A 22425-nucleotide genomic window follows, 5' to 3' on the forward strand; every position below is an offset into this window, starting at 1 on the left:
CCGTGTCGAACTCGGTGTCCGCCTCGGTCTGCGGCCGATCGAGCGCGTAGCGGTACACCGTGGCGCTGCTCGCGTTCATCCACACCGCGGGCGGATGCGCGGACTGCGCCACGGCCTCGCGCAGCACCCGGGTGGTGTCGAGGCGGGAGTGCAGGATCTCCTCGCGGTTGCGGTCGGTGAAGCGGCAGTTCACGCTCCGGCCGGCCAGGCCGATCAGCAGGTCGGCGCCGTCGACGAGTCCGCGCACGGCGTCCGGGTCGTCCCACCGGGCATCCGGGCCGTCGCGGCCGATCACCGCGATCTCGTACCCGTCCTCCTCAAGCGCGCGGCGCAGGGCGCGGCCGAGGAAGCCGCTGCCGCCGCCGAGGACCGCCCGCATCAGCCGTCCTGTTCTTCGCCGCGCTCCTTCTTGCGCTTCGCGATCTCCTCGCGCAGCCGCCACTCCTCGATCTCGCGCTCCAGGTCGGCGATCTGCTCCTCGGTGGTGCGGGTGTCGGCGGGCGCCGGCGGCGCCGCCGGCGGCGCCGGAGGGGCGGCCGTGACTGCTCGCGGTGCCCGCGCGGGCCCGCCGAGACGGATGCCGCCGTCGGGGTACTCCCGGCCGATGGCGAACCACAGGATGCTGCCGATGAGGGGCAGCAGGATGACCAGAAGCAGCCAGACGAACTTCGGCATGTACCGCACCTGCGCGTCCTCCCGCCGGATGATGTCGACGAGGGCGAACACCATCAGCGCGATGGTCAGCAGGGTGAACAGGAACGGCATGGTCTCAGGGTAGACGACCGGCGACTCCCGGTCGTCGGACGATGCCCGCGAGCGGACCGACTCGCTCAACGACCGGGAGGAAGGCGATCGAGAGCCCCGGTCGCCACCGGGCGGCCGGGCGTGTTGGACCACGCGCTCCACGACCCCGGATACACCGTCACGTCGCGGCCGGCGATGGCCCCGGCGAGGGCGAACTGGGCCGCGGTGATCCCGGACCCGCAGTACGCCGCGACCGGGGTGTCGACGCCGGCGCCGATGCCGTCCAGCGCAGCGGCGATGTCGGACGCCGGGCGGAACCGGCCGTCCGCGGTGAGCAGCTCCCCGATCGGGAGGTTCCGCGCGCCCGGGATGTGACCGGCGACCGGGTCGATCGGCTCGATCTCGCCGCGGTAGCGCTCCCGCGCGCGGACGTCGATGAGCACCCCGTGCTCCGGCCAGCGCGCGGCGCCCTCGGTGTCGATCGTGCCGGCATCCCCGGGCGCTGCGAGCTCGACGTCGCCCTCGGGCACGACGACCTCCCCGGTCTGGATCTCCCCGCCCGCAGCGAGCCACGCCGGCCATCCGCCGTCCAGCACACGCACATCCGCCACGCCGGCCCGGCGCAGCGCCCACCAGGCGCGGGAGGCGGCCAGCATCCGGTGGTCGTCGTACACCACGACCGGCACCCCGCGGCGGATGCCCCAGCGCCGCGCCGCGGCGGCGAGGTCGGCGTCCCGCGGCAGCGGGTGCCTGCCCTCGTGCGGCTCGCCGTGCCGCGCGAGCTCCCGCTCCACGTCGACGAACACGGCACCGGGGATGTGGCCGGCGAGGTACTGCTCCCGGCCGTCGTCGCGGCCGAGCTGCCAGCGGGCGTCCAGCACGTGCACCTCGCCGAGGCGCCGCTGCAGCTCCTCGGCCTGGATCAGGGGGTTCACCATGGCTCCTCCGCTCTCAGGAACGATCAGGGGGGACGATCAGGGGACGATGTGCCCGGCGGCGCGGAACAGCTCGTACCATTCCGCGCGGCTGAGCTCGACGTCGGCGCCGGCCGCGGCATCCGTCACCCGCTCCGGCGTCGTCGTGCCGAGCACGACCTGCATTTTCGCGGGATGCCGGGTGATCCACGCGGTCGCGATCGCGATGGGCTCGACGCCGTAGGACGCCGCGAGCCGGTCGATCACGGCGTTGAGCTCCGGGTACTCGGGATTGCCGAGGAAGACGCCGGTGAAGAAGCCGCCCTGGAACGGCGACCACGCCTGGATCGTGATGCCGTTGATGCGGCAGTACTCGACGATGCCGCCGCCGTCGCGGACGATGCTCTGGTCCGCGGCCAGCATGTTCGCCGCGAGCGGCTGCGCGAGGATGGGCGCGTGCGTGATCGACAGCTGCAGCTGGTTCGCGATCAGCGGCTGGCGGACCGCGGTGCGGAGCAGGTCGATCTGCCGGGGCGTGTGGTTCGAGACGCCGAACGCCCGCACCTTGCCCGAGGACTCGAGCTCGTCGAACGCCCGGGCGACCTCGTCCGGCTCCACCAGGGCGTCCGGCCGGTGCAGCAGCAGCACATCGAGATAGTCCGTGCGCAGCGCCCGCAGCGACCCCTCGACCTGGGCCACGATGTGCTCGTAGGAGAAGTCGAACATGCCCTGCGCGGGGACGATGCCGCACTTCGTCTGCAGCACGATCTCCTCTCGCTCCGACGCGGTCAGCTGCAGAGCGGCGGCGAACCGGTCCTCGCACACGTGCATGTCACCGCCGTAGATGTCCGCGTGGTCGAAGAAGTCCACGCCCGCGTCGCGCGCGGTGTCGTAGAGGGTGCGGATCTCGGCATCCGTCTTCTCCGTGATCCGCATCATGCCGGCGATCACGGCCGGCGCGGTCCCGGCGCCGAAGGGGACGTGCTTCATGGGGGCTCCTCCCGTGTCGGGACCACGCTATCGCGCTGGTTGAATGGCGGAATGGCATTCGCGATCGACCCCATCACCCTCACCGGCCGCCTCGTCGAGCTGCGTCCGCTCACCCGAGAGCACCGGGACGACCTCATCGAAGCGGTCTCCGAGGGGGACCTGTGGCGGCGGGCCTGGTACACCTCGGTGCCGGCGCCGGACGGCATCGAGGCCGAGATCGAGCGCCGGCTGGCGCTCCAGGAGAAGGGCGAGATGGTGCCGTTCACCGCGGTGGATGCCGCCGGACGCGTCCTCGGGATGACGACGTACTACGACATCGTCGCCGACGTGCCGCGGCTGCACATCGGCTACACCTGGAACCGCCCGTCCGCGCACGGCACCGGCACGAACGCCGAGTCGAAGCTGCTGCTGCTGCGGCACGCCTTCGAGACGCTGGGCGTGTACCGGGTCGGCTTCACCACGCAGTGGGTGAACTTCCAGTCCCGGGCCGCCATCGAGCGACTGGGCGCGAAGCAGGACGGCGTGATGCGGGCGATCGGCCGCTACCGCAACGGCGCTCTCCGCGACAGCGTGGAGTACTCGATCATCGAGCCCGAGTGGCCGGCCGTGGAGGCGAACCTGGAGGCGCGACTCGCGAAACACGCCTGACACGGCGCGACGCTAACGTTGGTCGCATGAGCGCACCGATCGACCCCACTCGCACCTCGGCCTGGGCCGACCTCTCCACCCTCCGTGACGGCTTCTCCCCCGACCTGCGGCGCTGGTTCGCCGAGGATTCGCAGCGCGCCGAGCGGCTCACGTTCCCGCTCGCCGACCTGCACGTCGACCTGTCGAAGAACCTGGTGACCGACGACGTCCTCGCCGCGCTGCTGCGCCTCGCCGAGGAGACCCACGTCACGGAGCGGTTCGCCGCGATGCTCGAGGGCGCGCACATCAACACCACCGAAGACCGGGCGGTGCTGCACACCGCGCTGCGTCGCCCGGCGGGCGCCTCCCCCGCCCTCGTGGTCGACGGTCAGGACGTGGACCGCGACGTGCACGAGGTGCTCGACGCCCTCACCGCCTTCGCGGAGCGCGTGCGCTCCGGCGAGTGGCGCGGCGTCACCGGCAAGAAGGTCACGCACGTGGTGAACATCGGCATCGGCGGGTCGGATCTCGGGCCGGCGATGGTGTACGAGGCGCTGCGCCCGTTCGCGGATGCGGGGCGGATCGAGGCCCGTTTCGTGTCGAACATCGACCCCACCGACATCGCCCAGAAGACGGCGGACCTCGACCCGGAGACGACGCTGTTCGTCGTGGCGTCCAAGACCTTCACCACGCTCGAGACGCTCACCAACGCGCGGCTGGCCCGGGACTGGCTGTGGCAGCGGCTGGCGGCATCCGGCGCCGTGGGCGAGGACGACGCGAGCCGGGCGGATGCCGTGGCGCACCACTTCGTCGCCGTCTCGACCGCCCTCGACAAGGTCGCCGAGTTCGGCATCGACCCGGCCAACGCGTTCGGGTTCTGGGACTGGGTGGGCGGCCGGTACTCGGTGGACTCGGCGATCGGCCTCTCGCTGGCGATCACGCTCGGGCCGGCGGCGTTCCGGGACCTGCTGGCCGGCTTCCACGCCGTGGACGAGCACGTCCGCACCACGCCGCTCGAGCGCAACGTGCCGGTGCTGATGGGCCTGCTCAACGTCTGGTACGTGAACTTCCTGGGCGCGCAGTCGCACGCCGTGCTGCCGTACGCGCAGCAGCTGAGCCGTTTCCCGGCGTACCTGCAGCAGCTGACGATGGAGTCCAACGGCAAGTCGGTCCGCTGGGACGGCACCCCGGTCACCACCGACACCGGCGAGGTGTTCTGGGGCGAGCCGGGCACGAACGGCCAGCACGCCTTCTACCAGCTGATCCATCAGGGCACCCGGCTGATCCCGGCCGACTTCATCGCCGTGGTCAACCCGGCCTACCCGCTGAGCGACGGCGGACGCGACGTGCACGGGCTGTTCCTGGCGAACTTCCTCGCACAGACCAAGGCGCTCGCCTTCGGCAAGACCGCCGCCGAGGTGGAGGCGGAGGGCACCACCGGCGCCCTCGTCGCCGCGCGGACGTTCCCCGGCAACCGGCCGACGACCTCGATCTTCGCCCCGGCGCTCACCCCGCAGGTGCTCGGCCAGCTGATCGCGCTGTACGAGCACATCACCTTCACGCAGGGCGTGGTGTGGGGCATCAACTCGTTCGACCAGTGGGGTGTCGAGCTCGGCAAGCAGCTGGCCCTGCAGATCGCCCCTGCCCTCGAGGGCGACGACGCCGCCATCGACGCGCAGGACCCCTCCACCCGCGCGCTGCTGGCCTACTACCACCAGCACCGCAGCCGCTGAGCGGTGTCTCTCGCCGCGAGCTCACCGGGCCGCCGTGCGCGGCGTCAGACGCGGCGGAAGGATGCCGCGGCGGGGCAGTCGAACGGGTCGCGCGCCGCCAGGCCGACCCGGTTCAGGTAGGCGATGACGATGCCGTAGGAGCGCAGCAGCGTCGTCTCGGTGTACGGCACCTGGTGGGTCGCGCAGTACTCGCGGACGATCTCGCGCGCCCGCGCCAGATGCGGCCGCGGCATGCTGGGGAACAGGTGGTGCTCCACCTGGTAGTTCAGCCCGCCCATCAGCCAGGTCGCCCACCAGCCGCCGCTGATGTTGCGGGAGGTGCGCACCTGCTTGGAGAAGAAGTCGAGCTTCGCGTCCGGCGCGATGATCGGCATCCCCTTGTGGTTCGGCGCGAAGGACGCGCCCATGTACACGCCGAAGACGGCCAGCTGCACACCGAGGAAGGCGAAGGCCATGCCCAGCGGCAGCAGCAGGAAGATCGGGGTGAGCAGGAGCGCGAAGCGCGCGGCGATGAGGCCGAGCTCGGTCCAGCGGCCCTTCACCGGGCCCCGCGAGACGAGGTGCTTGAGGCCGAGGACGTGCAGGTTCAGCCCCTCGAGGGTGAGCAGCGGGAAGAACAGCCAGCCCTGTCTGCGGGTGATCAGCCGGGTGAGACCGCGCGAGCGCGCGGCATCCGTGTCGAGGAACGAGATGGTGTCGACCTCGATGTCCGGATCCTTGCCGACCCGGTTCGGGTTGCCATGGTGCCGGGTGTGCTTGGAGTCCCACCAGGAGTAGCTCATGCCGACGATGCCGGCGAGGATGCGCGCGAGCCGGAAGTTCGCGGGCCCGCTGGAGAGGATCTGACGGTGTGCCGCCTCATGCGCGAGGAACGCGACCTGCGTGAACAGGATGCCCAGGGCCCCCGCGATCAGCAGCTGGAACCAGCTGTCGCCGAGCAGGAGGAACCCGGCGATGCATCCGGCGAAGCCCAGCAGGATGCCGGCGGCGACGAGACCGTAGAACACCGGGGTGCGGCGCAGCAGGCCGGTCTCGCGCACCACCTGCGAGACCTGGTTGTACGCCTTCGCCATCGGCGGGAAGTCCGCGGTGCCGGCGTACGTCTGCCGGACGGGGCCGAGAGTGGCGGTGGGGGGAGCGGTCTGGGTGAGAGAGATGGCCTTCTCCTGCCGATCGGAAGCCCTTGAGCTGTGGAAGCCAAAGGCGGATGCCGATCGCTGATGCCAGGCTACGCGCCTGCGTATGCAGGCATGGGCATACGCGCCGGGGCCGCTCAGGCCGTTGCGAGACTCTGGTCCGGATCGATCACCTCGTCGACGAGCATGATGCCGCCGGTCGTGTTCGCGAGGTGCATCAGCCGCTCGATCCACTCACGGTTCAGCTGGGGCGGTTCCGACTCCTCGAATTCGAACCGCAGCGGGATGGACGGGTGCATCCAGATCGTCGACCGGCCGGGTGCGTCCCCGTCCGAATGCCGCCAGGACAGCGTGAAGCTCTCCTGGCGGCGGAGCTTCGTTGCGATGACCACCTTCAGGTGCGCCAGCGCGCGATCATCGATGTGTATCGGGTCGTCGGACTGACCGTAGAAAAGTGCGCCCATATGCCGACCGTAGCGCACCAGGAGCGTTTCGGCGGCATCATGTAACGCGCCCGACACAGTCGCGACAGATCGGGTTCGCTCACACGGCTTCGGACACGTTCTCGGGGACGTTCTCCTCCAGCAAGGTGATACCGCCGCTCGAGTTCGCGGAGTGCATGAGCCGCTCGATCCACTCGCGATTGAGTGCGGGCGGCTTCGGATCCTCGAAGACGAAGCGCAGCGGGATGGACGGATGCAGCCAGATCGTCGACCTGCCGCCGTTGTCGCTGTCCGGATGCACCCACGAGAACGTGAACGCCTCGTTCCGGCGCAGCTTGGTCGCGATCACGACCTTGAGGTGCGCAAGGGTCCGATCGTCGATTTCGATCGGGTATTCGGACCCGTCATAGATGATTCTCCCCATGTCAGGACGACACTCCTCGCGGGGCGCCGGCACCATGCGTGCCGGACGTTTCTTGACACCGGCGGGCTCAAGATACCTGTCGCTGCTGACACACCCGCCGAAGGGATGCAACCCCTTACGTGTCCGCGGCGCAGGAGCGTACCGTCGCCGCCCGCTTTCGGGGAGCTCGGCACCACGCTCTTCGAACGCGGTCACGGTGCGCTCCGGCTCACCCACGCCGGCAGACGCTTCCTCGCGATCGTTCGGGATCTCGTCCGCCGGGAGGAGATGGCACGGACCGCGCTGGGCGCCGATCGCCTCCGTGAGACGCAGTTCACCGTGGTCGCTCCGTTCGCGACGATTCTGCGCACCCTCGCCCCGTTCACCGCCGAGCGCGGGTCGTCCCATCCGATCATCGACGCGGTCGAGGCGAGCCCCGCGGTGGTGTTCGAACGCGCCGTCGAGATCGGAGCCGACCTCGGCGTCTCCACCGTCCCTCCGCCTGCCCGCTGGTCGGATCGCCTGCTGTGCGAAGTCGGCCTGAGCGCCCACGTTCCCCCCGATCATCCGCTCGGCGGACGCGGCGAGGTCGAGATGTCCGAGCTGGTGCGGCATCCGCTCGTGCTCATGGATCGCACCAACGCCGCACGGACGGTGTTCGACGACGCGCTGGCCGCCGAGCGGCTGGAGCCCGCGAGCGCCATAGAGATGGCCTCGTCGTTCATGGCACAGGGCGTGGCGGCCACCGGTCGCGGGGCGGCGATCCTGACCAACGCGGCCGTCTTCGGGCTGAGGCCGGTGCGGATCATGCAGCGGGGGAAGCGGGTTCGGATGCGCCTGTATGCGGGATGGGATCCGTCGCACTACGCGGTCAGGGCGATCGAGCGCTGGGTGGACGATTTCGCCGACTGGCTCCCCACGATCCCCGACATCGGCGAGGTCGACGACGCGAGCGCGTGACAGGTCATGGTGCCGGCCGGTCATGAGAAGAGGCCCGGCCCCGCAGCATCCTGCGGGCCGGGCCTCTGTCAGCCGTGCTGACTGCGACTCAGAAGTCCCAGTCGTCGTCCTCGGTCGCGACCGCCTTGCCGATCACGTACGAGGAGCCCGACCCGGAGAAGAAGTCGTGGTTTTCGTCGGCGTTCGGCGACAGGGCCGAGAGGATCGCCGGGTTCACGTTCGTCACCGATGACGGGAACATCGCCTCGTAGCCGAGGTTCATCAGCGCCTTGTTGGCGTTGTAGTGCAGGAACTTCTTCACGTCCTCGGTGAGGCCGACGGCGTCGTAGAGGTCCTGCGTGTACTGCACCTCGTTGTCGTAGAGCTCGTACAGCAGCGAGAAGGTGTAGTCCTTCAGCTCGTCGCGCTTGGCCTGGTCGACCTGCTCCAGCCCGCGCTGGTACTTGTAGCCGATGTAGTAGCCGTGCACGGCCTCGTCGCGGATGATGAGGCGGATCAGGTCGGCGGTGTTGGTGAGCTTGGCGCGGCTCGACCAGTGCATGGGCAGGTAGAAGCCGGAGTAGAACAGGAATGACTCCAGCAGGGTGGAGGCGATCTTGCGCTTCAGCGGCTCGTCGCCGCGGTAGTCGTGCAGGACGATCTGCGCCTTCTTCTGCAGGTTCGGGTTCTCTACCGACCAGCGGAACGCCTCGTCGATCTCCTTCGTCGAGCACAGCGTCGAGAAGATGGACGAGTAGCTCTTCGCGTGCACCGACTCCATGAACGCGATGTTGGTGTACACCGCCTCCTCGTGCGGCGTCAGCGCATCCGGCAGCAGCGAGACCGCACCCACCGTTCCCTGGATGGTGTCCAGCAGCGTGAGCCCGGTGAACACCCGCATCGTGAGGGTCTGCTCCTCGGGGGTGAGCGTGTTCCACGACTGGATGTCGTTGGACAGCGGCACCTTCTCCGGCAGCCAGAAGTTCCCGGTGAGGCGGTTCCAGACCTCGAGGTCCTTGTCGTCCTCGATCCGGTTCCAGTTGATCGCCTGCACCTCGGTGGCCAGCTTGATCTGTTCAGGGGTCATGGTGTTCCTTGAAGTGTCTGAGTGTGCGTTTCGTCTCGGGCCTGCGGCCCTCGCTCAACGGCCGGTGGTCTCCGGGCCTGCGGCCCTCGCTCGACGACCGGGAAGGGTCACAGCATGCAGGAGACGCATTCGGTCATGTCGGTGCCCTCCAGCGCCAGCTGACGGAGCCGCACGTAGTAGATCGTCTTGATTCCCTTCTTCCAGGCGTAGATCTGGGCCTTGTTGATGTCGCGAGTGGTGGCGGTGTCCTTGAAGAACAGCGTCAGCGACAGACCCTGATCGACGTGCTGGGTGGCGGCGGCGTAGGTGTCGATCACCTTCTCGTAGCCGATCTCGTACGCGTCCTGGTAGTACTCCAGGTTGTCGTTCGTCATGAACGGCGCCGGATAGTAGACGCGGCCGAGCTTGCCCTCCTTGCGGATCTCGATCTTCGAGGCGATCGGGTGGATCGAGCTCGTCGAGTTGTTGATGTACGAGATCGACCCGGTCGGCGGGACGGCCTGCAGGTTCTGGTTGTAGATGCCGTGCTTCTGGATGGACTCCTTCAGCTCGATCCAGTCCTGCTGGGTCGGGATGTGGTGCCGGGCGAACAGCTCCTTGACCTTGTCGGTCTGCGGCACCCACTCCCGCTCGATGTACTTGTCGAAGAACTCCCCCGACGCGTACGTCGAGTCCTCGAAGCCGTCGAACGTCTCCCCGCGCTCGATCGCGATCCGGTTGGAGGCGCGCAGCGCGTGGTAGAGCACGGTGTAGAAGTAGATGTTCGTGAAGTCCAGGCCCTCTTCCGAGCCGTAGAACACGCGCTCGCGCGCCAGGTAGCCGTGCAGGTTCATCTGGCCGAGGCCGATCGCGTGGGAGCGGTCGTTGCCGTCCTCGATCGAGCGCACCGAGCGGATGTGGCTCTGGTCGCTGACCGCGGTCAGCGCACGGATCGCGGTCTCGACGGTCTGCCCGAGGTCGTCGGCGTCCATCGACAGGGCGATGTTCATCGAGCCGAGGTTGCAGGAGATGTCCTTGCCGATGTCCTTGTACGACAGGTCGTCGTTGTAGGTGGTCGGCGTGTTCACCTGCAGGATCTCGCTGCAGAGGTTGGACATGTTGATCCGGCCCTTGATCGGGTTGGCCCGGTTCACCGTGTCCTCGAACATGATGTACGGGTAGCCCGACTCGAACTGGATCTCGGCGAGCGTCTGGAAGAACTCGCGGGCGTTGATCTTCGTCTTCTTGATCCGCGCATCGTCCACCATCTCGCGGTACTTCTCGGTGACCGAGATGTCGCCGAACGGCACGCCGTAGACGCGCTCGACGTCGTACGGCGAGAACAGGTACATGTCCTCGTCGTTCTTGGCGAGCTCGAAGGTGATGTCGGGCACGACGACGCCGAGGGAGAGCGTCTTGATGCGGATCTTCTCGTCGGCGTTCTCGCGCTTGGTGTCCAGGAACCGCATGATGTCGGGGTGGTGCGCCGAGAGGTAGACGGCGCCGGCGCCCTGACGCGCACCCAGCTGGTTAGCGTAGCTGAAGCTGTCCTCGAGGAGCTTCATCACCGGGATGATCCCGGAGGACTGGTTCTCGATCTGCTTGATCGGCGCACCGGCCTCGCGGATGTTCGACAGCAGCAACGCCACGCCGCCGCCGCGCTTGGACAGCTGCAGCGCGGAGTTGATGCCGCGGGCGATCGACTCCATGTTGTCCTCGATGCGCAGCAGGAAGCAGCTGACGAGCTCGCCGCGCTGCGCCTTGCCGGCGTTGAGGAAGGTCGGGGTGGCCGGCTGGAACCGGCCGGAGATGATCTCCTCGACGAGGTTCACGGCGAGCTGCTCGTCGCCGTCGGCGAGCGCCAGGGCGGTCATCACGACGCGGTCCTCGAAGCGCTCGAGGTAGCGCTTGCCGTCGAAGGTCTTCAGCGTGTAGCTGGTGTAGTACTTGAACGCGCCGAGGAAGGTCTCGAAGCGGAACTTCTTCGAGTGGGCGAGGTCGTTGAGCTTCTGGATGAACTCGAACGAGTACTTCTCGATGACCGCGGCCTCGTAGTACTCCTTCTCGACCAGGTAGTCCAGCCGCTCCTTGAGCGAGTGGAAGAAGACGGTGTTCTGGTTCACGTGCTGCAGGAAGTACTCCCGCGCCGCCCGCTTGTCGGCGTCGAACTGGATCTTCCCGTTCGCGTCGTACAGGTTCAGCATCGCGTTCAGGGCGTGATAGTCCAGGCCCTCGTACGCGGGGTTGACCTTGAAGGCCTCCTCGGTCCGCTCGGTCATTGCGTCCTGCTCTGCATGCTCGATTGCGCTGCCCACCATCGTTCCAATCCGTCGCTCACGCGATCGACGTCGTCCTGTGTGCCGAAGACTTCGAGCCGGTACAAGTGCGGCACGTGGCACTTGCGGCTGATGATCTCCCCGGCGAGGCAGAAGGCCTCGCCGAAGTTGGTGTTGCCCGCGGAGATGACTCCGCGGATGTGTCTCCGGTTGCGCTCGTCGTTGAGGAACCGGATCACCTGCTTGGGGACCGCACCCTTCTCCTCGCCGCGCCCCTGCCCGCCCCCGTAGGTGGGGGTGATCAGCACGAACGGCTCGTCCACGACGAGCGGTTCATCCGTGCTGTGCAGGGGGATGCGGCGGGCTCGCAGCCCGAGCTTCTCGACGAAGCGGGCTGTGTTGCCGGAGACGCTCGAGAAGAAGACCACGAGCGGCGCGGCGGTGGCGACGACGCTCATGGTCACTCCTCACGCGAGGCGAGCGGCCAGCTCGTCGATCTTGTCCGGGCGGAAGCCCGACCAGTGGTCCTCGTCGGTGACGACGACCGGCGCCTGCATGTAGCCGAGTGCCTTGACCTGCTCGAGCGCGTCCGCGTCCTGCGAGAGGTCGTGGATCTCGTACTCGATGCCCTTGGCGTCGAGGGCGCGGTAGGTGGCGTTGCACTGCACGCACGAAGGCTTGGTGTAGACCGTGATCGACATGATGTTGGCTCTTCTTCCCCTCAGATTCCGGCTGTTGCCCCGGCAGACCCCCGCCGGGAACTCAATACTACATATGGGGACGGACATTGGAAGCGACCACAAGGGGTAGTAGTTACATCCGTGTAGTTTTCCACCGTTCTCCCTGGTTTCAACACAGGTTCTCCCCCGTTTCTTCCACAGGCGCGGATGCCGGCGGAGGGCTCTCGAAGCGCGGTTTCCCGCGGCTCGCGACGGCCGGTCCGCGATCCATCCACAGGGCGGACGCTACGCCACCCCTCGGACATCGGTTTTCCTGTGGAGAGCCGCCTTCGGCGTGTCGCGGCGTGTCGCACCGCCGGCGGCTTCGCGCGGTGTCGCGTCCCGCCGATATCGTTGCTCTGGTGGCGGGATATCGTGACCTTCTTCGCACGCCCGGCGTGGCGCGCATCATCGCCGCGCAGCTGACGGCGCGCTTCCCCAACGGGATGATGAGCCTGGCGATCCTCATGCATGTCGAGCAGCAGACCGGCTCCTACGGCGCGGCCGGCATCGTGCTCGCCGCGGCATCCGTCGGCCAGGCCGTCGCCGGCCCCGTGACCAGCCGCTGGATGGGCGCCTGGGGCATGCGCCGCGTGCTGCTGCTCACCCTCGTCGTGTGCGTCCTCTCGGTGCTCGGCCTGGCGCTGCTGCCGCTCGGGCTGCCCGGCTACATGGCGCTGGCGCTGCTCGCCGGCCTCTCCACGCCCCCGGTGCAGGCGGCGGTGCGCACCATCTACCCCAAGCTCGTCAACGCCGGGCATCTGACGCCGCTGTTCTCACTGGACGCGTCGCTGCAGGAGATCATCTGGATCGTCGCCCCGGTGGTGATCACCGTCGTCTCCACGCAGGCGGGCACGGTGCCCGGTCTGCTCCTGGTGGCGGTGATCCTCGCCGGCGGCGGCGCGTGGTTCATCCTCTCCCCCGAGGTGGGCCGGGTGCGCATCCCGCGCAGCCGCCGCGCCTTCGGACTCGTCGTGCTCAAGCCCCCGGTGCTGCTGGCCACGGTGCTCGGCTTCCTCCTCATCGGCGCCTGCGCCGCGGTCGAGGTCGGGGTGGTCGCCACCTTCGGGCACGGCGGACTGGAGGCCGGCCTCGTCCTGGCCGTGTTCTCGGTGGGCAGCCTGGCCGGCGGTCTCGCCTTCGGCCACGTGCCGATCGGCCCGTGGGCGATGGCGCGGCGCCTGCTCATCGTGACGGTCGGCCTGGCGCTGACGATGGTGTCGCTGAACGTGTTCTGGCTCGGCGGCACGCTCCTGCTCGCCGGGGTCGGCATCGCACCCGCGCTGGCGGTGCTCTTCGCGATCACCAGCGCGAGCGTGAAGTTCAGCGAGACCGCCGAGGCCTTCGGCTGGGCGGGAACCGGTCAGCTGATCGGCGCCGCGGCCGGCTCCGCGGTGGCGGGCGTGCTCATCGACCAGCGCGGACCGGCCGGCGCCTACCTCGCCGCGGTGCTCTTCGTGGCGGTGGGGCTGATCGTGTCGGTGCTCGCCGTCCGCGCCTTCCCCGACCTGCGTCATCGCGACGCCAGCCCGCACCCGGATACCGAGCCGGTGGCGGTCACGCCGTCCTGATCTGTCCCGGTCCTCAGCCGCTGGAACCAGGTGGTCTTCCAGTCGGTGTAGTTGTCCAGGGCGTGCCGGGAGAGGTCGCGGCCGAAGCCGGACTGCCGGAAGCCTCCGAACGGCGTGGTCAGTCCCAGCGCGTCGACGGTGTTCACCGACACGGTTCCGGCGACGAGCCGCTCGGACACCCTGTGCGCGCGCGACAGGTCGGACGTCCACAGCGACGCCGCGAGCCCGTACTCGGTCGCGTTCGCCAGCGCCACGGCCTCCTCCTCCGTGTCGAACGGATGCACCACCACGAGAGGTCCGAACACCTCGCTGCGGTGCAGGTCGTGACCGGCGTCCAGCCCGGTGACGATCGCGGGCCGGAGGTACGCGTCGGACCCGGTGATCGTGACCCGCTCGCCGCCGCTGACGAGGCCCCCGTCGCGTGCGCCGGCCTCGATCGCCGGGCTGACGTCGTCGGCGTGCGCGGTGCTGATCAGGCTGCCGTTGCCGGGCCCGCCGGAGAGCGGGTCGGCGGGCTCGTACGCGCGGGAGGCCGCCACGAGAAGCTCCAGGAACTCGTCGTGCACCGCCCTTTCGACGAGCACGCGGGAGTTCGCCGAGCAGACCTGGCCCTGGTTGTAGAAGGCCCCGAAGGCGGCCTTCTCCGCGGCGGTGCCGAGGTCCGCGTCGGCGAAGACGAGGTTGGCGCTCTTGCCGCCGGCCTCCAGCGCGACGCGCTTCATGTTCGAGGACCCCGCGTCGATCAGCAGCCGCTTCGCGACGGCCGTGGACCCGGTGAACGCCAGCACGTCGACGTCCGGATGCCGGGCGATCCTGCTCCCGACATCCGAGCCCCGTCCGGGCACGACGTTCAGCACCCCGGCCGGCACCCCGGCCTCGAGCGCCAGGTCCGCGAGCCGCAGCGCGGTCAGCGACGTCTCCGTCGCCGGCTTGTGGACGACGCTGTTGCCCGCGGCGAGGGCCGGGGCGAGCTTCCAGGCGGCGATCTCGAGCGGGTAGTTCCACGGGGTGATCGCACCGACCACGCCCAGCGGCACGCGGCGCACCAGCGCGGTGGATCCGGGCGGCGTCGCCGGGATCTCGTCGGTGCGCTTGTCGGCGAGCTCCCCGTACCAGCGGAACGTCTCCGCCGCGCCCGGCACGTCCACGGTGAGCGTCTGCGCGATCGGCTTGCCCGAGTCGAGCGTCTCCAGCAGCGCCAGCTCCTCCAGGTTCTCCTGGATGAGATCCGCCAGCGCGATCAGCACCCGCCCGCGGTCGGCGGCGCCGATCCGGCTCCAGGCGCCCCCGTCGAACGCGCGGCCGTCGATCCGGAGGTCGCGGGCGCGGGTCTGCCAGTCGATGGTGGTCATGCGGTTCTTCCTTCGATCATGGTGTCGATCGCCGTCCAGGCCATCAGGACGGCGGCGTCCAGGAGTGCGCGCTCCGCGGTCGGCCCGACGCAGGCGGCGGCGAACTCCTTCTGGTGGTTGCCGTGCGGCAGCGAGTCGACGCCGATGTACGGGTGGATGGCGGGGACGAGCAGCGACACGTTCCCCATGTCCGTGGAGGCGCGGTTCATCCGGCCGGCCACCGCCGGATCGGCGAAGACGCGGCCCCGCTCGCGCGCCGCGCGCCGGTACGCGGCGAGCGCGCGCTCGTCGGTGCGGAACTCGGCGTACGGCTTCGACTCGGGGGTGATCGTCAGCGCCGCCCCGGTGGCGAGGGCGCCCGCCTCGAAGCAGCGGCGCACGCGCTCCTCCAGTTCGGCGAGCTCCTCGAGCGTGTTCGCCCGCCAGTACCAGCGCCCCTCGGTGCGCTCCGGGATCGCGTTCGGCGCGTCGCCGCCGAGGGTCTGGATGCCGTGCACCCGGGTGTCCGCGGGCAGCTGCTGGCGCAGCAGGCCGATCGCGACCTGCGCGATCAGGAAGGCGTCGTTGGCGTTCACGCCCTGGTCCGGATAGGCGGCGGCGTGCGCCGACACGCCCTGGTACGCGACGTGGCTGTGCGCCACGGCGAACGGACGCGCCTCGGCCACATCGACCGGCGCCGGATGCACCATCATCGCGAGGTCCAGATCCGCGAACGCGCCGTGCTCGATCATCTCGATCTTGCCGCCGCCGCCCTCCTCGGCCGGCGTCCCGTAGACGCGGACGGTGATGCCGAGCTCGTCGGCGACGCGGGCCAGCGCGAGTCCCGCGCCGACGGCGCTGGCGGCGATGAGGTTGTGCCCGCAGGCGTGACCGAGCCCGGGCAGCGCGTCGTACTGTACCAGCGGGACGGCGGGCGCTACGGGAAGTGGAACGCCGTGGGCCTGGGCACCTACGCGGTGGGCCTGCTCGTGCAGCTGCCGTTCATGGTCACCCCGCTCTACACCGGCCCACTCGGCGTCGCCCTGGCCGACGTGGACGTCGCCTGGATCGTCGGCTTCCTGGCCAGCGGCGCGCTCTACCTCGTCCTCACCCGGCTGGTGCCGCGCCCCGAGCCGGTCACCGCGGCGACCGGATCCGTCGCGCGGGGCTGATCCGCTGCAGACGCCACGGAGGGCCGGCGCGATCGCGCCGGCCCTCCGCCGTAGGCTGGGACGGTGCCCGCACCGCTCACGCTCCCCCGGATCGTCTGGGGCGCCGGCCCGAGCCGCGCCCTGCTCGTCCACGGCCTCGGCTCCTCCGCGGCCCTGATGTGGCGCATCGGCGTCGCGCTCGCGGATGCCGGATGGCAGGCCACGGCCGTCGATCTGCGCGGCCACGGCGACGCCCCGCGCGCCCTGGACTACACCGTCGGCGCCTACGCGGCCGATCTCGCCGCGACCGCGCCGGACGGCGGCGGCGCGTGGGACGCCGTGATCGGGCACTCCCTGGGCGGCGCCGCCGGCGTGGTCGCGGCGGCCGGGCATCCGCACTGGACCCGGCGCCTGGTGCTCATCGACCCGGCGATCCACGTCGCCGGCCGGGACGCCGGGATCATCCGCCGCAGCCAGGAGCGGGCCTTCGCCGACCCGTCCGAGGCCACGGTGCGCGCCGAACATCCGCACTGGCATCCGCAGGACGTCGAGCTCAAGGTGGACGCCGTCCGCCGCGCCAGCGCGTGGGCCGTCGCGGAGACCAGCGCCCAGAACCGGCCATGGGACGTGCGCGAGCAGGCCGCGCGCCTCACCGTGCCCACGCACATCATCGGCGCCGATCCGGAGGTGTACAGCCTGTTCACCGGGGAGCTGGCGGCATCCGTCCTGGAGAACCCGCGCATCACCATGTCGATCGTGGCGGGCGCCGGCCACTCCCCGCACCGCGACAAGCCCGACGAGACCGTCCACGAGATCCTGGAGGCCCTGCGATGACCGCCTCAGACCCCGCCGCCTCAGACCCCGCCGCGCACCTGCCCGACGACCTGCTCGCGCGGATCCGCGAGCGCGCCCCGATCCACGACCGGGAGAACACCTTCCCCCAGCAGGACCTCGACGAGCTGCGGGATGCCGGATACCTGCGCATCCTCGTCCCGGAGGCACGGGGCGGCGCCGGGCTCGGGCTGGAGCAGGCGGCGCTGCTGCAGCAGCGCCTGGCGACGGCCTCCCCCGCCACCGCCCTCGCGGTCAACATGCACCTGGTGTGGACCGGGGTCGCGAAAGTGTTCGGCGACCGCGGCGTCCCGGGCCTGGAGTTCGTGCAGGACGGCGCCGCCGCCGGCGAGGTATACGCGTTCGGCATCAGCGAGGCCGGCAACGACCTGGTGCTGTTCGGCAGCAGCGCCGAGGCCGCGCCGCGTCCGGACGGCGGCTACGCGTTCACCGGCACCAAGATCTTCACCTCCCTCGCACCGGTCTGGACGAGGCTCGGCCTGCACGGGCTGGACACCGCGAGCGAGGACGCGCCGAAGCTCGTCTTCGCGTTCGTGGATCGCACGGATGCCGTCGCCACGAGCGGCGACTGGGACACCCTCGGCATGCGGGGCACCCAGAGCCGCACTACGCGCCTGAACGGCGCCGTCGCCGCGCCGGAGCACGTCGTGCGGCGGATCGATCCCGGCCCGAACCCGGATCCGATCGTGTTCGGCATCTTCAGCGTGTTCGAGATCCTGCTCGCCTCCGTGTACACCGGCATCGCCCGGCGGGCCCTCGACCTGGCGGTGGCGACCGCGCAGACCCGGCGCTCCACCCTTCGGCACGCTCAGGGCGCGGTTCAGCGGCCGTACAGCCAGGACCCGGACATCCGCTGGCGCATCGCCGACATGGCCCTCGCCTACGACGCCCTGCCGCCGCAGATCGCCGCCCTCGCACGCGACGTGGACGAACAGGCCGACCACGGGGCCCGATGGTTCACGCTGCTGTCCGGCGTCAAGCACCGCGCGGTCACGATGTCCAAGCGGGTCGTTGACGAGGCGATGCTCGTCGCCGGCGGCGGCTCCTACTTCACCGGCAACGAGCTCTCCCGGCTGTACCGGGACGTGCTCGCCGGGATGTTCCACCCCTCCGACCCCGAGTCGGCGCACGCCACCGCCGCCACCGCGTGGCTGGGGCCGCTCGAGTCCTGAATCCGAAGCTCCAGGCGGACTGAGGCTTCGCTTTCGGTTGTCAAGCTCGCTCGCGACCTGAACCGGGTGTTCTTCACCACGGGCGGCGGCGAGGCGGTGGAGACGGCGTTCAAGCTGGCCAAACAGTACTGGCGCCTGGGCCGGGAAGCCTGGCAAGCACAAGGTGATCTCCCGCGCGGTCGCCTATCACGGCACGCCCCACGGAGCGCTGGCGATCACCGGCATCCCGGCGATGAAGGAGATGTTCGAGCCCGTCGCCCCCGGAGGGTTCCGGGTGCCGAACACGAACTTCTACCGCGCGGCGGAGGCGGGCGGGCCCGCCGACGACGAGGAGGCGTTCGGGAGGTGGGCGGCGGACCGGATCGAGGAGATGATCCTGTTCGAGGGACCGGACACCGTCGCGGCCGTGTTCCTGGAGCCGGTGCAGAACTCGGGCGGATGCTTTCCGCCGCCTCCGGGCTACTTCGCCCGGGTGCGCGAGAACTGCGACCGTCACGATGTCCTTCTGGTCTCCGACGAGGTGATCTGCGCGTTCGGCCGGCTGGGGCACACGTTCGCCTGCGAGGGCTACGGCTACGTCCCGGACATGATCACGTGCGCCAAGGCGATGACGAGCGGGTACGCGCCGATCGGCGCGACCATCGTGTCGGATCGGATCTACGAGCCGTTCTCCACGGGGCAGACCTTCTTCCCGCACGGGTACACCTTCGGCGGGCACCCGGTGTCGGCGGCGGTCGCCCTGGAGAACCTCGACATCTTCGACGAGGAGAGGCTGAACGCGCACGTTTCTGTCGAAGGCGCTGTTCGAGGCCGGGCTGTACTGCCGCGCCGACGACCGGGGCGACCCGGTGATCCAGCTCGCCCCGCCGCTCACGGTCGGCGCCGCGGAGTTCCGCGAGATCGCGGACATCCTCCGCGGGGTCCTCGGCGAGGCGGCCCGCATCCTCTGAGAGCCCGTCCGTCGAGCGGACGTCGACAGGCTCAGGGGCGTCCTCGCTCAGCGACCGGGCTCCGCGTCGTAGACCTGCTCCCCTTCCACCCACGTGCCGAGCACCCGCGTGCTGCCGATCTCGTCGGCCGGTCCGTCGGACGGGTCCCGGTCGAGCAGTGCGAGGCGCCGCCCGCGCGCACCTCGTCGTGTGGATTCGCGGCAGTGCCCGGCATGAGACCTCCCCATCGAGTTCCGACTGCCGGTAGTCAATCACAAGAGCCGACCGAGGTACAGCGAAAAACGAAGCATACGGAGCACTTTGCGACGATATCCGTTGCATTCGCCGAATCGAGCAACGGATATCCGGGATCAGCGTCCGTCGAAGTTGAACGCCTTCAGCAGCTCGCCGACCGCCTTGTCGCGCTGCTCCCCGCCGTGCTCGAACATGTGCGTGACGTGGGTGCGCAGGTGGTTCTCCAGCAGCAGCCGGTTCAGGGATTCGAGGGACCGCTGGATCGCACGGGACTGCGTGATGATGTCCATGCAGTACTCCTCGTTCTCGATCATCCGCGCGATCCCGCGCAGCTGACCCTCGAGGATGCTGGTGCGGTGCAGGGCGCGCTTCTTGATGTCGTCGATCACCCTTCGAGCGTAGTCCGCACGAGCCCGGCGGGATCCGCCGGCACGTCCATGAAAGGATGGCGGCATGTCGCGTACGCCGATGGCGCTGCTGTCCCCCGCCGATCAGGAGCGGCTGCGCGGCCTGCGGCGGATGAAGGCGGTCGCGCTGGGCGCGCTGCTGGCCATGGCGATCGCCTTCGTGTTCGCGTTCTGGCTGCAGGAGCGGCATCCGTGGCTGGCCTATCTGCGCGCCGCGGCCGAAGGCGGCATGGTCGGGGCGCTGGCGGACTGGTTCGCGGTCACCGCCCTGTTCCGCCGCCCGCTCGGCCTGCCGATCCCGCACACCGCGATCATCCCGACCCGCAAGGACGAGATCGGCCGCTCCCTGGGCGAGTTCGTGGAGGCGAACTTCCTGTCCGCGGAGGTCGTGCGCGCCAAGCTCGCGACGACGTCCGTGGCGCGCCGCTTCGGCGACTGGCTGCGCCGGCCCGCGCACGCCGAGCGGGTCGCCGCCGAGGGCGCGACCGTCGCCACCGCCGTGCTGCACGCGCTCAGCGACGACGACGTGCGCGACCTGATCGCCGATCTCGCCCGCGAGCACCTTGTCGCGCCGGAGTGGGGACCGCCGGCGGGCGCCTGGCTGCAGCGGATCGTCGAGGCCGACGCGCACCGCGGCGCGGTGGATCTCGCCGTGGACAGCATCGCCACCTGGCTGGACGGCAACGCGGAGGCGTTCTCCGGCCTGGTGTCGCGCCGCCTGCCGGCCTGGGTGCCGCGGATCGCGCAGCGGCTGGTCGACGAGACCGTGTACAACGAGGCGGTGAAGTTCGTCCGCGCCGTGCAGGCGGATGCCGGGCATCCGGCCCGCCGCGCTCTCGACGGCTACCTCGCCCGCCTCGCCGACGGCCTGCAGCACGACCCGGCGGTGCGCGCCCGCTTCGAGGGCGCCAAGGCGGCCATGTTCGACAGTCCCCGCGTCGCGGCGCTGGCCGCGGAGGCGTGGAACACCGCGAAGAACGGGCTGCTCACGGCTCTCGCCGACCCGGAGAGCGGGCTGCGGCGGCGCGCCGCCACGGCCCTGACCGAGGTGGGCGAGCGGCTGGCCACGGATGCCGCCCTGCAGGCCCGCGTGGACGGCTGGGCCACCGAGGCGGCGGTGTTCCTCGTCGACCGCTACCGGCACGACATCGCCTCGATCATCACCGATACCGTGGAGCGGTGGGACGCCGCCGAGACCACCGAGAAGATCGAGCTCATGGTCGGTCGCGACCTGCAGTACATCCGCCTGAACGGCACGGTCGTGGGCGCCCTCGCGGGCCTGGCGATCTTCGCCGTCGCCCACAACCTGATCCCCGGAGCATGACATGGCACTCTCGCACGACCCCCTCTGGCCCCGCGCGGGCTCCTGGCCGGCCTTCGACGACGCGGCGGATGCCGTGCTGCTCGGCGTCCCCGCCTGGCGCAGCTCGCTGTCGCCGACCGGCGCGCACGCGACCCCGGCGGCCGTGCGCGAGGCGCTGGCCCGGTACAGCCCGACCCTGATGGGCCCGCCCGCGGTGGACCTGAACGCGGTGCTGCGGATCGCGGATGCCGGGGACGTGTCCGAACCGGACGGCGAGGAGGGCATCGCGGCGGTCGTGCAGCGGGTGCGCGAGTTCGGCCCGGCCTTCACGATCGCGCTCGGCGGCGACAACTCGGTGACCTACCCCGTCGCGCGCGGGGCCCGGGCGACCGGTCTGATCACCTTCGACGCGCACTTCGACCTGCGCGACGGCGTCTCCAACGGCTCCCCGGTGCGCCGACTCGTGGAGGACGCCCCCGACGAGGAGCGGATCGACCCGCGGCGGATCGTGCAGATCGGCATCGCCGACTTCACGAACTCGGTCGCCTACGCGCAGCGCGCCGCCGACTGGGGCATCCGAGTGATCGCTCTCGACGAGCTGCGCCGCCGCGGCATCCCGGACGTCCTCGCTGAGGCCCTCGAGATCGCCGGGGCCGGGGACGGCGCCCGCGTGCACCTCGACATCGACGTGGACGTGTGCGACCGGTCGGTCGCACCCGGCTGCCCGGCCAGCGCGCCCGGCGGGCTCGCCGCGTGGGAGCTGCGCGCCCTCACCCGCGGTGTCGCCTCGGACGCCCGCGTCGTCAGCGCCGACCTCGTCGAGGTGGACGCGACGGCGGATGCCGAGGACGCGCGCACCGTGCGCCTGACCGCGCTGTGTGTGCTGGAGCTGCTCGCAGGGCTTGCCTCGCGCTGAGACCGCGCCTCCTCCGGAGGTCGGCGGGCCGACCCTAGGATGAGGGCTGTGACCGCCGCATCCGTGACACCGCACACCTGGACCGAACGCCTCCGCTACGTCAGCGACCCCACCGCCCAGAGGTCCCTCGCCGGCAAGAGCCTCGGGGTGGCCATCGCCTGCGTCCTCGGGATCGGCGTCGGGATCGGGTTCATCCTGCTCGGCGTGCCGCTGGTCGGCTGGATCGTGATCGGCCTGGCGATCGCGGCGATCCTGGTCTGGCTCGCGATCGCGGCGAACGCGGTCGGGAAGGGGATCGCCGACGCCGGCATCGACGCCTCGATGAAGGTGATCACGCTGTCCCTGAAGGACTACGAGGCCGTGAAGGCCCGGGCCACGACCAAGGCGCGCAGGATGGTGCTCTTCGCCCCGATGCTCGGCAGCGCGGCCACCGTGCACGTCGGACTCAACGGCCGCACCGGCGAAGAGGTCCACCGCGCCCTGCAGCTCCTCGGCGCGGCCGCCGCACAGCACGGCATCACGTTCACCCGCAACACCTGAGTCCGGCG

The 22425-nt window shown here is 70.3% G+C and carries 23 protein-coding genes and 2 pseudogenes; 10 read left to right on the top strand and 15 right to left on the bottom strand.

The annotated features are described in order from the left end of the window. Positions 1-28: 28 nt before the first annotated feature. From JRG78_RS09140 to JRG78_RS09155, 4 genes and pseudogenes are all read right to left on the bottom strand, one after another. Positions 29-379, bottom strand: a pseudogene (locus tag JRG78_RS09140) (NAD-dependent epimerase/dehydratase family protein); the annotation flags it as partial. Continuing rightward, complete coding sequence (locus JRG78_RS09145; protein WP_259606386.1) at positions 379-765, bottom strand: PLDc N-terminal domain-containing protein; 387 nt, start codon at positions 763-765, stop codon at positions 379-381. The pseudogene JRG78_RS09140 and the gene JRG78_RS09145, both read right to left, overlap by 1 nt. Before the next feature lie 65 nt (positions 766-830). After that, positions 831-1682 carry a sulfurtransferase gene (locus tag JRG78_RS09150; protein ID WP_259606387.1) on the bottom strand — a complete coding sequence of 284 codons (852 nt, stop codon included), beginning with the start codon at positions 1680-1682 and terminating at the stop codon, positions 831-833. A gap of 36 nt (positions 1683-1718) precedes the next feature. After that, positions 1719-2648: an aldo/keto reductase gene (locus JRG78_RS09155; RefSeq protein ID WP_259606388.1), complete on the bottom strand. Its 930-nt coding sequence runs from the start codon at positions 2646-2648 to the stop codon at positions 1719-1721. 51 nt (positions 2649-2699) lie between these two features. Here JRG78_RS09155 and JRG78_RS09160 point away from each other — a divergent pair, with 51 nt between their 5' ends. Beyond that, a complete protein-coding gene (locus JRG78_RS09160; protein WP_259606389.1) occupies positions 2700-3296 on the top strand; it encodes a GNAT family N-acetyltransferase in 597 nt (198 codons plus the stop codon). Positions 3297-3322: 26 nt separating this feature from the next. Continuing rightward, positions 3323-5008, top strand: a complete 1686-nt coding sequence (pgi, locus tag JRG78_RS09165; protein WP_259606390.1) for a glucose-6-phosphate isomerase — start codon at positions 3323-3325, stop codon at positions 5006-5008. Between the two features lie 44 nt (positions 5009-5052). Here the strand turns inward: pgi and JRG78_RS09170 are convergent, their stop codons facing one another. From JRG78_RS09170 to JRG78_RS09180, 3 genes are all read right to left on the bottom strand, one after another. Next, positions 5053-6165, bottom strand: coding sequence for a fatty acid desaturase family protein (locus tag JRG78_RS09170; protein ID WP_259608189.1), 1113 nt, complete (start codon positions 6163-6165; stop codon positions 5053-5055). A gap of 116 nt (positions 6166-6281) precedes the next feature. Further along, the gene (locus tag JRG78_RS09175; RefSeq protein WP_259608190.1) at positions 6282-6608 is read right to left on the bottom strand and encodes a DUF7882 family protein; all 327 of its coding nucleotides are present in this window, start codon (positions 6606-6608) and stop codon (positions 6282-6284) included. Between the two features lie 79 nt (positions 6609-6687). Beyond that, entirely contained in the window at positions 6688-7011 is a 324-nt protein-coding gene (locus JRG78_RS09180; RefSeq protein ID WP_259608191.1) for a DUF7882 family protein, read from the bottom strand. A gap of 267 nt (positions 7012-7278) precedes the next feature. Here JRG78_RS09180 and JRG78_RS09185 point away from each other — a divergent pair, with 267 nt between their 5' ends. Beyond that, on the top strand, positions 7279-7950 hold the full coding sequence (locus JRG78_RS09185; protein ID WP_259606391.1) for a LysR family transcriptional regulator substrate-binding protein: 672 nt from the start codon (positions 7279-7281) through the stop codon (positions 7948-7950). An 88-nt stretch (positions 7951-8038) separates the two neighbouring features. Here the strand turns inward: JRG78_RS09185 and nrdF are convergent, their stop codons facing one another. From nrdF to nrdH, 4 genes are all read right to left on the bottom strand, one after another. Further along, a complete protein-coding gene (nrdF, locus tag JRG78_RS09190) occupies positions 8039-9016 on the bottom strand; it encodes a class 1b ribonucleoside-diphosphate reductase subunit beta (protein ID WP_259606392.1) in 978 nt (325 codons plus the stop codon). A gap of 107 nt (positions 9017-9123) precedes the next feature. Then, positions 9124-11274 carry a class 1b ribonucleoside-diphosphate reductase subunit alpha gene (nrdE, locus tag JRG78_RS09195; protein WP_272653331.1) on the bottom strand — a complete coding sequence of 717 codons (2151 nt, stop codon included), beginning with the start codon at positions 11272-11274 and terminating at the stop codon, positions 9124-9126. Continuing rightward, positions 11271-11729 (bottom strand): class Ib ribonucleoside-diphosphate reductase assembly flavoprotein NrdI, encoded by a 459-nt coding sequence (gene nrdI / locus JRG78_RS09200; RefSeq protein ID WP_259606394.1) that lies wholly within the window; start codon positions 11727-11729, stop codon positions 11271-11273. Before nrdI ends, nrdE begins: the two co-directional genes overlap by 4 nt. A gap of 9 nt (positions 11730-11738) precedes the next feature. Beyond that, positions 11739-11972, bottom strand: a complete 234-nt coding sequence (gene nrdH / locus JRG78_RS09205; RefSeq protein WP_259606395.1) for a glutaredoxin-like protein NrdH — start codon at positions 11970-11972, stop codon at positions 11739-11741. Between the two features lie 380 nt (positions 11973-12352). Between nrdH and JRG78_RS09210 the strand changes: the two genes are divergently transcribed. Then, positions 12353-13561 (top strand): MFS transporter, encoded by a 1209-nt coding sequence (locus tag JRG78_RS09210; protein WP_259606396.1) that lies wholly within the window; start codon positions 12353-12355, stop codon positions 13559-13561. On the opposite strand, the gene JRG78_RS09215 is transcribed toward JRG78_RS09210, so the two are convergent. Next, on the bottom strand, positions 13504-14913 hold the full coding sequence (locus JRG78_RS09215) for an aldehyde dehydrogenase family protein (RefSeq protein WP_272653332.1): 1410 nt from the start codon (positions 14911-14913) through the stop codon (positions 13504-13506). The two genes, JRG78_RS09210 and JRG78_RS09215, sit on opposite strands and share 58 nt — an antisense overlap. Beyond that, complete coding sequence (locus tag JRG78_RS09220; protein ID WP_336297681.1) at positions 14910-16196, bottom strand: M20/M25/M40 family metallo-hydrolase; 1287 nt, start codon at positions 16194-16196, stop codon at positions 14910-14912. Before JRG78_RS09220 ends, JRG78_RS09215 begins: the two co-directional genes overlap by 4 nt. On the opposite strand from JRG78_RS09220, the gene JRG78_RS09225 reads away from it, so the two are divergent. From JRG78_RS09225 to JRG78_RS09235, 3 genes and pseudogenes are all read left to right on the top strand, one after another. After that, the gene (locus tag JRG78_RS09225; protein WP_259606398.1) at positions 16128-16877 is read left to right on the top strand and encodes an alpha/beta fold hydrolase; all 750 of its coding nucleotides are present in this window, start codon (positions 16128-16130) and stop codon (positions 16875-16877) included. The two genes, JRG78_RS09220 and JRG78_RS09225, sit on opposite strands and share 69 nt — an antisense overlap. Continuing rightward, the gene (locus tag JRG78_RS09230) at positions 16874-18067 is read left to right on the top strand and encodes an acyl-CoA dehydrogenase family protein (RefSeq protein ID WP_259606399.1); all 1194 of its coding nucleotides are present in this window, start codon (positions 16874-16876) and stop codon (positions 18065-18067) included. Before JRG78_RS09225 ends, JRG78_RS09230 begins: the two co-directional genes overlap by 4 nt. Positions 18068-18121: 54 nt before the next feature. Next, a pseudogene (locus tag JRG78_RS09235) lies at positions 18122-19017 on the top strand (aminotransferase class III-fold pyridoxal phosphate-dependent enzyme); the annotation flags it as partial. A 47-nt stretch (positions 19018-19064) separates the two neighbouring features. On the opposite strand, the gene JRG78_RS09240 reads toward JRG78_RS09235, so the two are convergent. Continuing rightward, entirely contained in the window at positions 19065-19244 is a 180-nt protein-coding gene (locus tag JRG78_RS09240; protein WP_259606400.1) for a hypothetical protein, read from the bottom strand. A 123-nt stretch (positions 19245-19367) separates the two neighbouring features. Then, positions 19368-19640, bottom strand: a complete 273-nt coding sequence (locus tag JRG78_RS09245) for a metal-sensitive transcriptional regulator (RefSeq protein ID WP_259606401.1) — start codon at positions 19638-19640, stop codon at positions 19368-19370. 64 nt (positions 19641-19704) lie between these two features. On the opposite strand from JRG78_RS09245, the gene JRG78_RS09250 reads away from it, so the two are divergent. From JRG78_RS09250 to JRG78_RS09260, 3 genes are read left to right on the top strand one after another with little or no spacing between them, the layout of a single operon-like run. Continuing rightward, the gene (locus JRG78_RS09250; protein WP_259606402.1) at positions 19705-20982 is read left to right on the top strand and encodes a DUF445 domain-containing protein; all 1278 of its coding nucleotides are present in this window, start codon (positions 19705-19707) and stop codon (positions 20980-20982) included. Position 20983: 1 nt separating this feature from the next. Further along, positions 20984-21877 (top strand): arginase family protein, encoded by an 894-nt coding sequence (locus tag JRG78_RS09255; RefSeq protein WP_259606403.1) that lies wholly within the window; start codon positions 20984-20986, stop codon positions 21875-21877. 48 nt (positions 21878-21925) lie between these two features. Then, positions 21926-22417, top strand: coding sequence for a hypothetical protein (locus tag JRG78_RS09260; RefSeq protein WP_259606404.1), 492 nt, complete (start codon positions 21926-21928; stop codon positions 22415-22417). The last annotated feature ends 8 nt before the right edge of the window (positions 22418-22425 follow it).

The sequence above is a fragment of the Microbacterium sp. EF45047 genome (assembly GCF_028472845.1).
In the GTDB taxonomy this organism is placed as follows: Bacteria; Actinomycetota; Actinomycetes; order Actinomycetales; family Microbacteriaceae; genus Microbacterium; species Microbacterium neungamense.

Bases quoted from the DNA above. Each gene is read 5' to 3' on its own strand.
- JRG78_RS09145 (WP_259606386.1), bottom strand. From the start codon at position 765: ATGCCGTTCCTGTTCACCCTGCTGACCATCGCGCTGATGGTGTTCGCC.
- JRG78_RS09150 (WP_259606387.1), bottom strand. From the start codon at position 1,682: ATGGTGAACCCCCTGATCCAGGCCGAGGAGCTGCAGCGGCGCCTCGGC.
- JRG78_RS09155 (WP_259606388.1), bottom strand. From the start codon at position 2,648: ATGAAGCACGTCCCCTTCGGCGCCGGGACCGCGCCGGCCGTGATCGCC.
- JRG78_RS09160 (WP_259606389.1), top strand. From the start codon at position 2,700: ATGGCATTCGCGATCGACCCCATCACCCTCACCGGCCGCCTCGTCGAG.
- pgi (WP_259606390.1), top strand. From the start codon at position 3,323: ATGAGCGCACCGATCGACCCCACTCGCACCTCGGCCTGGGCCGACCTC.
- JRG78_RS09175 (WP_259608190.1), bottom strand. From the start codon at position 6,608: ATGGGCGCACTTTTCTACGGTCAGTCCGACGACCCGATACACATCGAT.
- JRG78_RS09180 (WP_259608191.1), bottom strand. From the start codon at position 7,011: ATGGGGAGAATCATCTATGACGGGTCCGAATACCCGATCGAAATCGAC.
- JRG78_RS09185 (WP_259606391.1), top strand. From the start codon at position 7,279: ATGGCACGGACCGCGCTGGGCGCCGATCGCCTCCGTGAGACGCAGTTC.
- nrdF (WP_259606392.1), bottom strand. From the start codon at position 9,016: ATGACCCCTGAACAGATCAAGCTGGCCACCGAGGTGCAGGCGATCAAC.
- nrdE (WP_272653331.1), bottom strand. From the start codon at position 11,274: ATGACCGAGCGGACCGAGGAGGCCTTCAAGGTCAACCCCGCGTACGAG.
- nrdI (WP_259606394.1), bottom strand. From the start codon at position 11,729: ATGAGCGTCGTCGCCACCGCCGCGCCGCTCGTGGTCTTCTTCTCGAGC.
- nrdH (WP_259606395.1), bottom strand. From the start codon at position 11,972: ATGTCGATCACGGTCTACACCAAGCCTTCGTGCGTGCAGTGCAACGCC.
- JRG78_RS09215 (WP_272653332.1), bottom strand. From the start codon at position 14,913: ATGACCACCATCGACTGGCAGACCCGCGCCCGCGACCTCCGGATCGAC.
- JRG78_RS09230 (WP_259606399.1), top strand. From the start codon at position 16,874: ATGACCGCCTCAGACCCCGCCGCCTCAGACCCCGCCGCGCACCTGCCC.
- JRG78_RS09240 (WP_259606400.1), bottom strand. From the start codon at position 19,244: ATGGGGAGGTCTCATGCCGGGCACTGCCGCGAATCCACACGACGAGGT.
- JRG78_RS09250 (WP_259606402.1), top strand. From the start codon at position 19,705: ATGTCGCGTACGCCGATGGCGCTGCTGTCCCCCGCCGATCAGGAGCGG.
- JRG78_RS09255 (WP_259606403.1), top strand. From the start codon at position 20,984: ATGGCACTCTCGCACGACCCCCTCTGGCCCCGCGCGGGCTCCTGGCCG.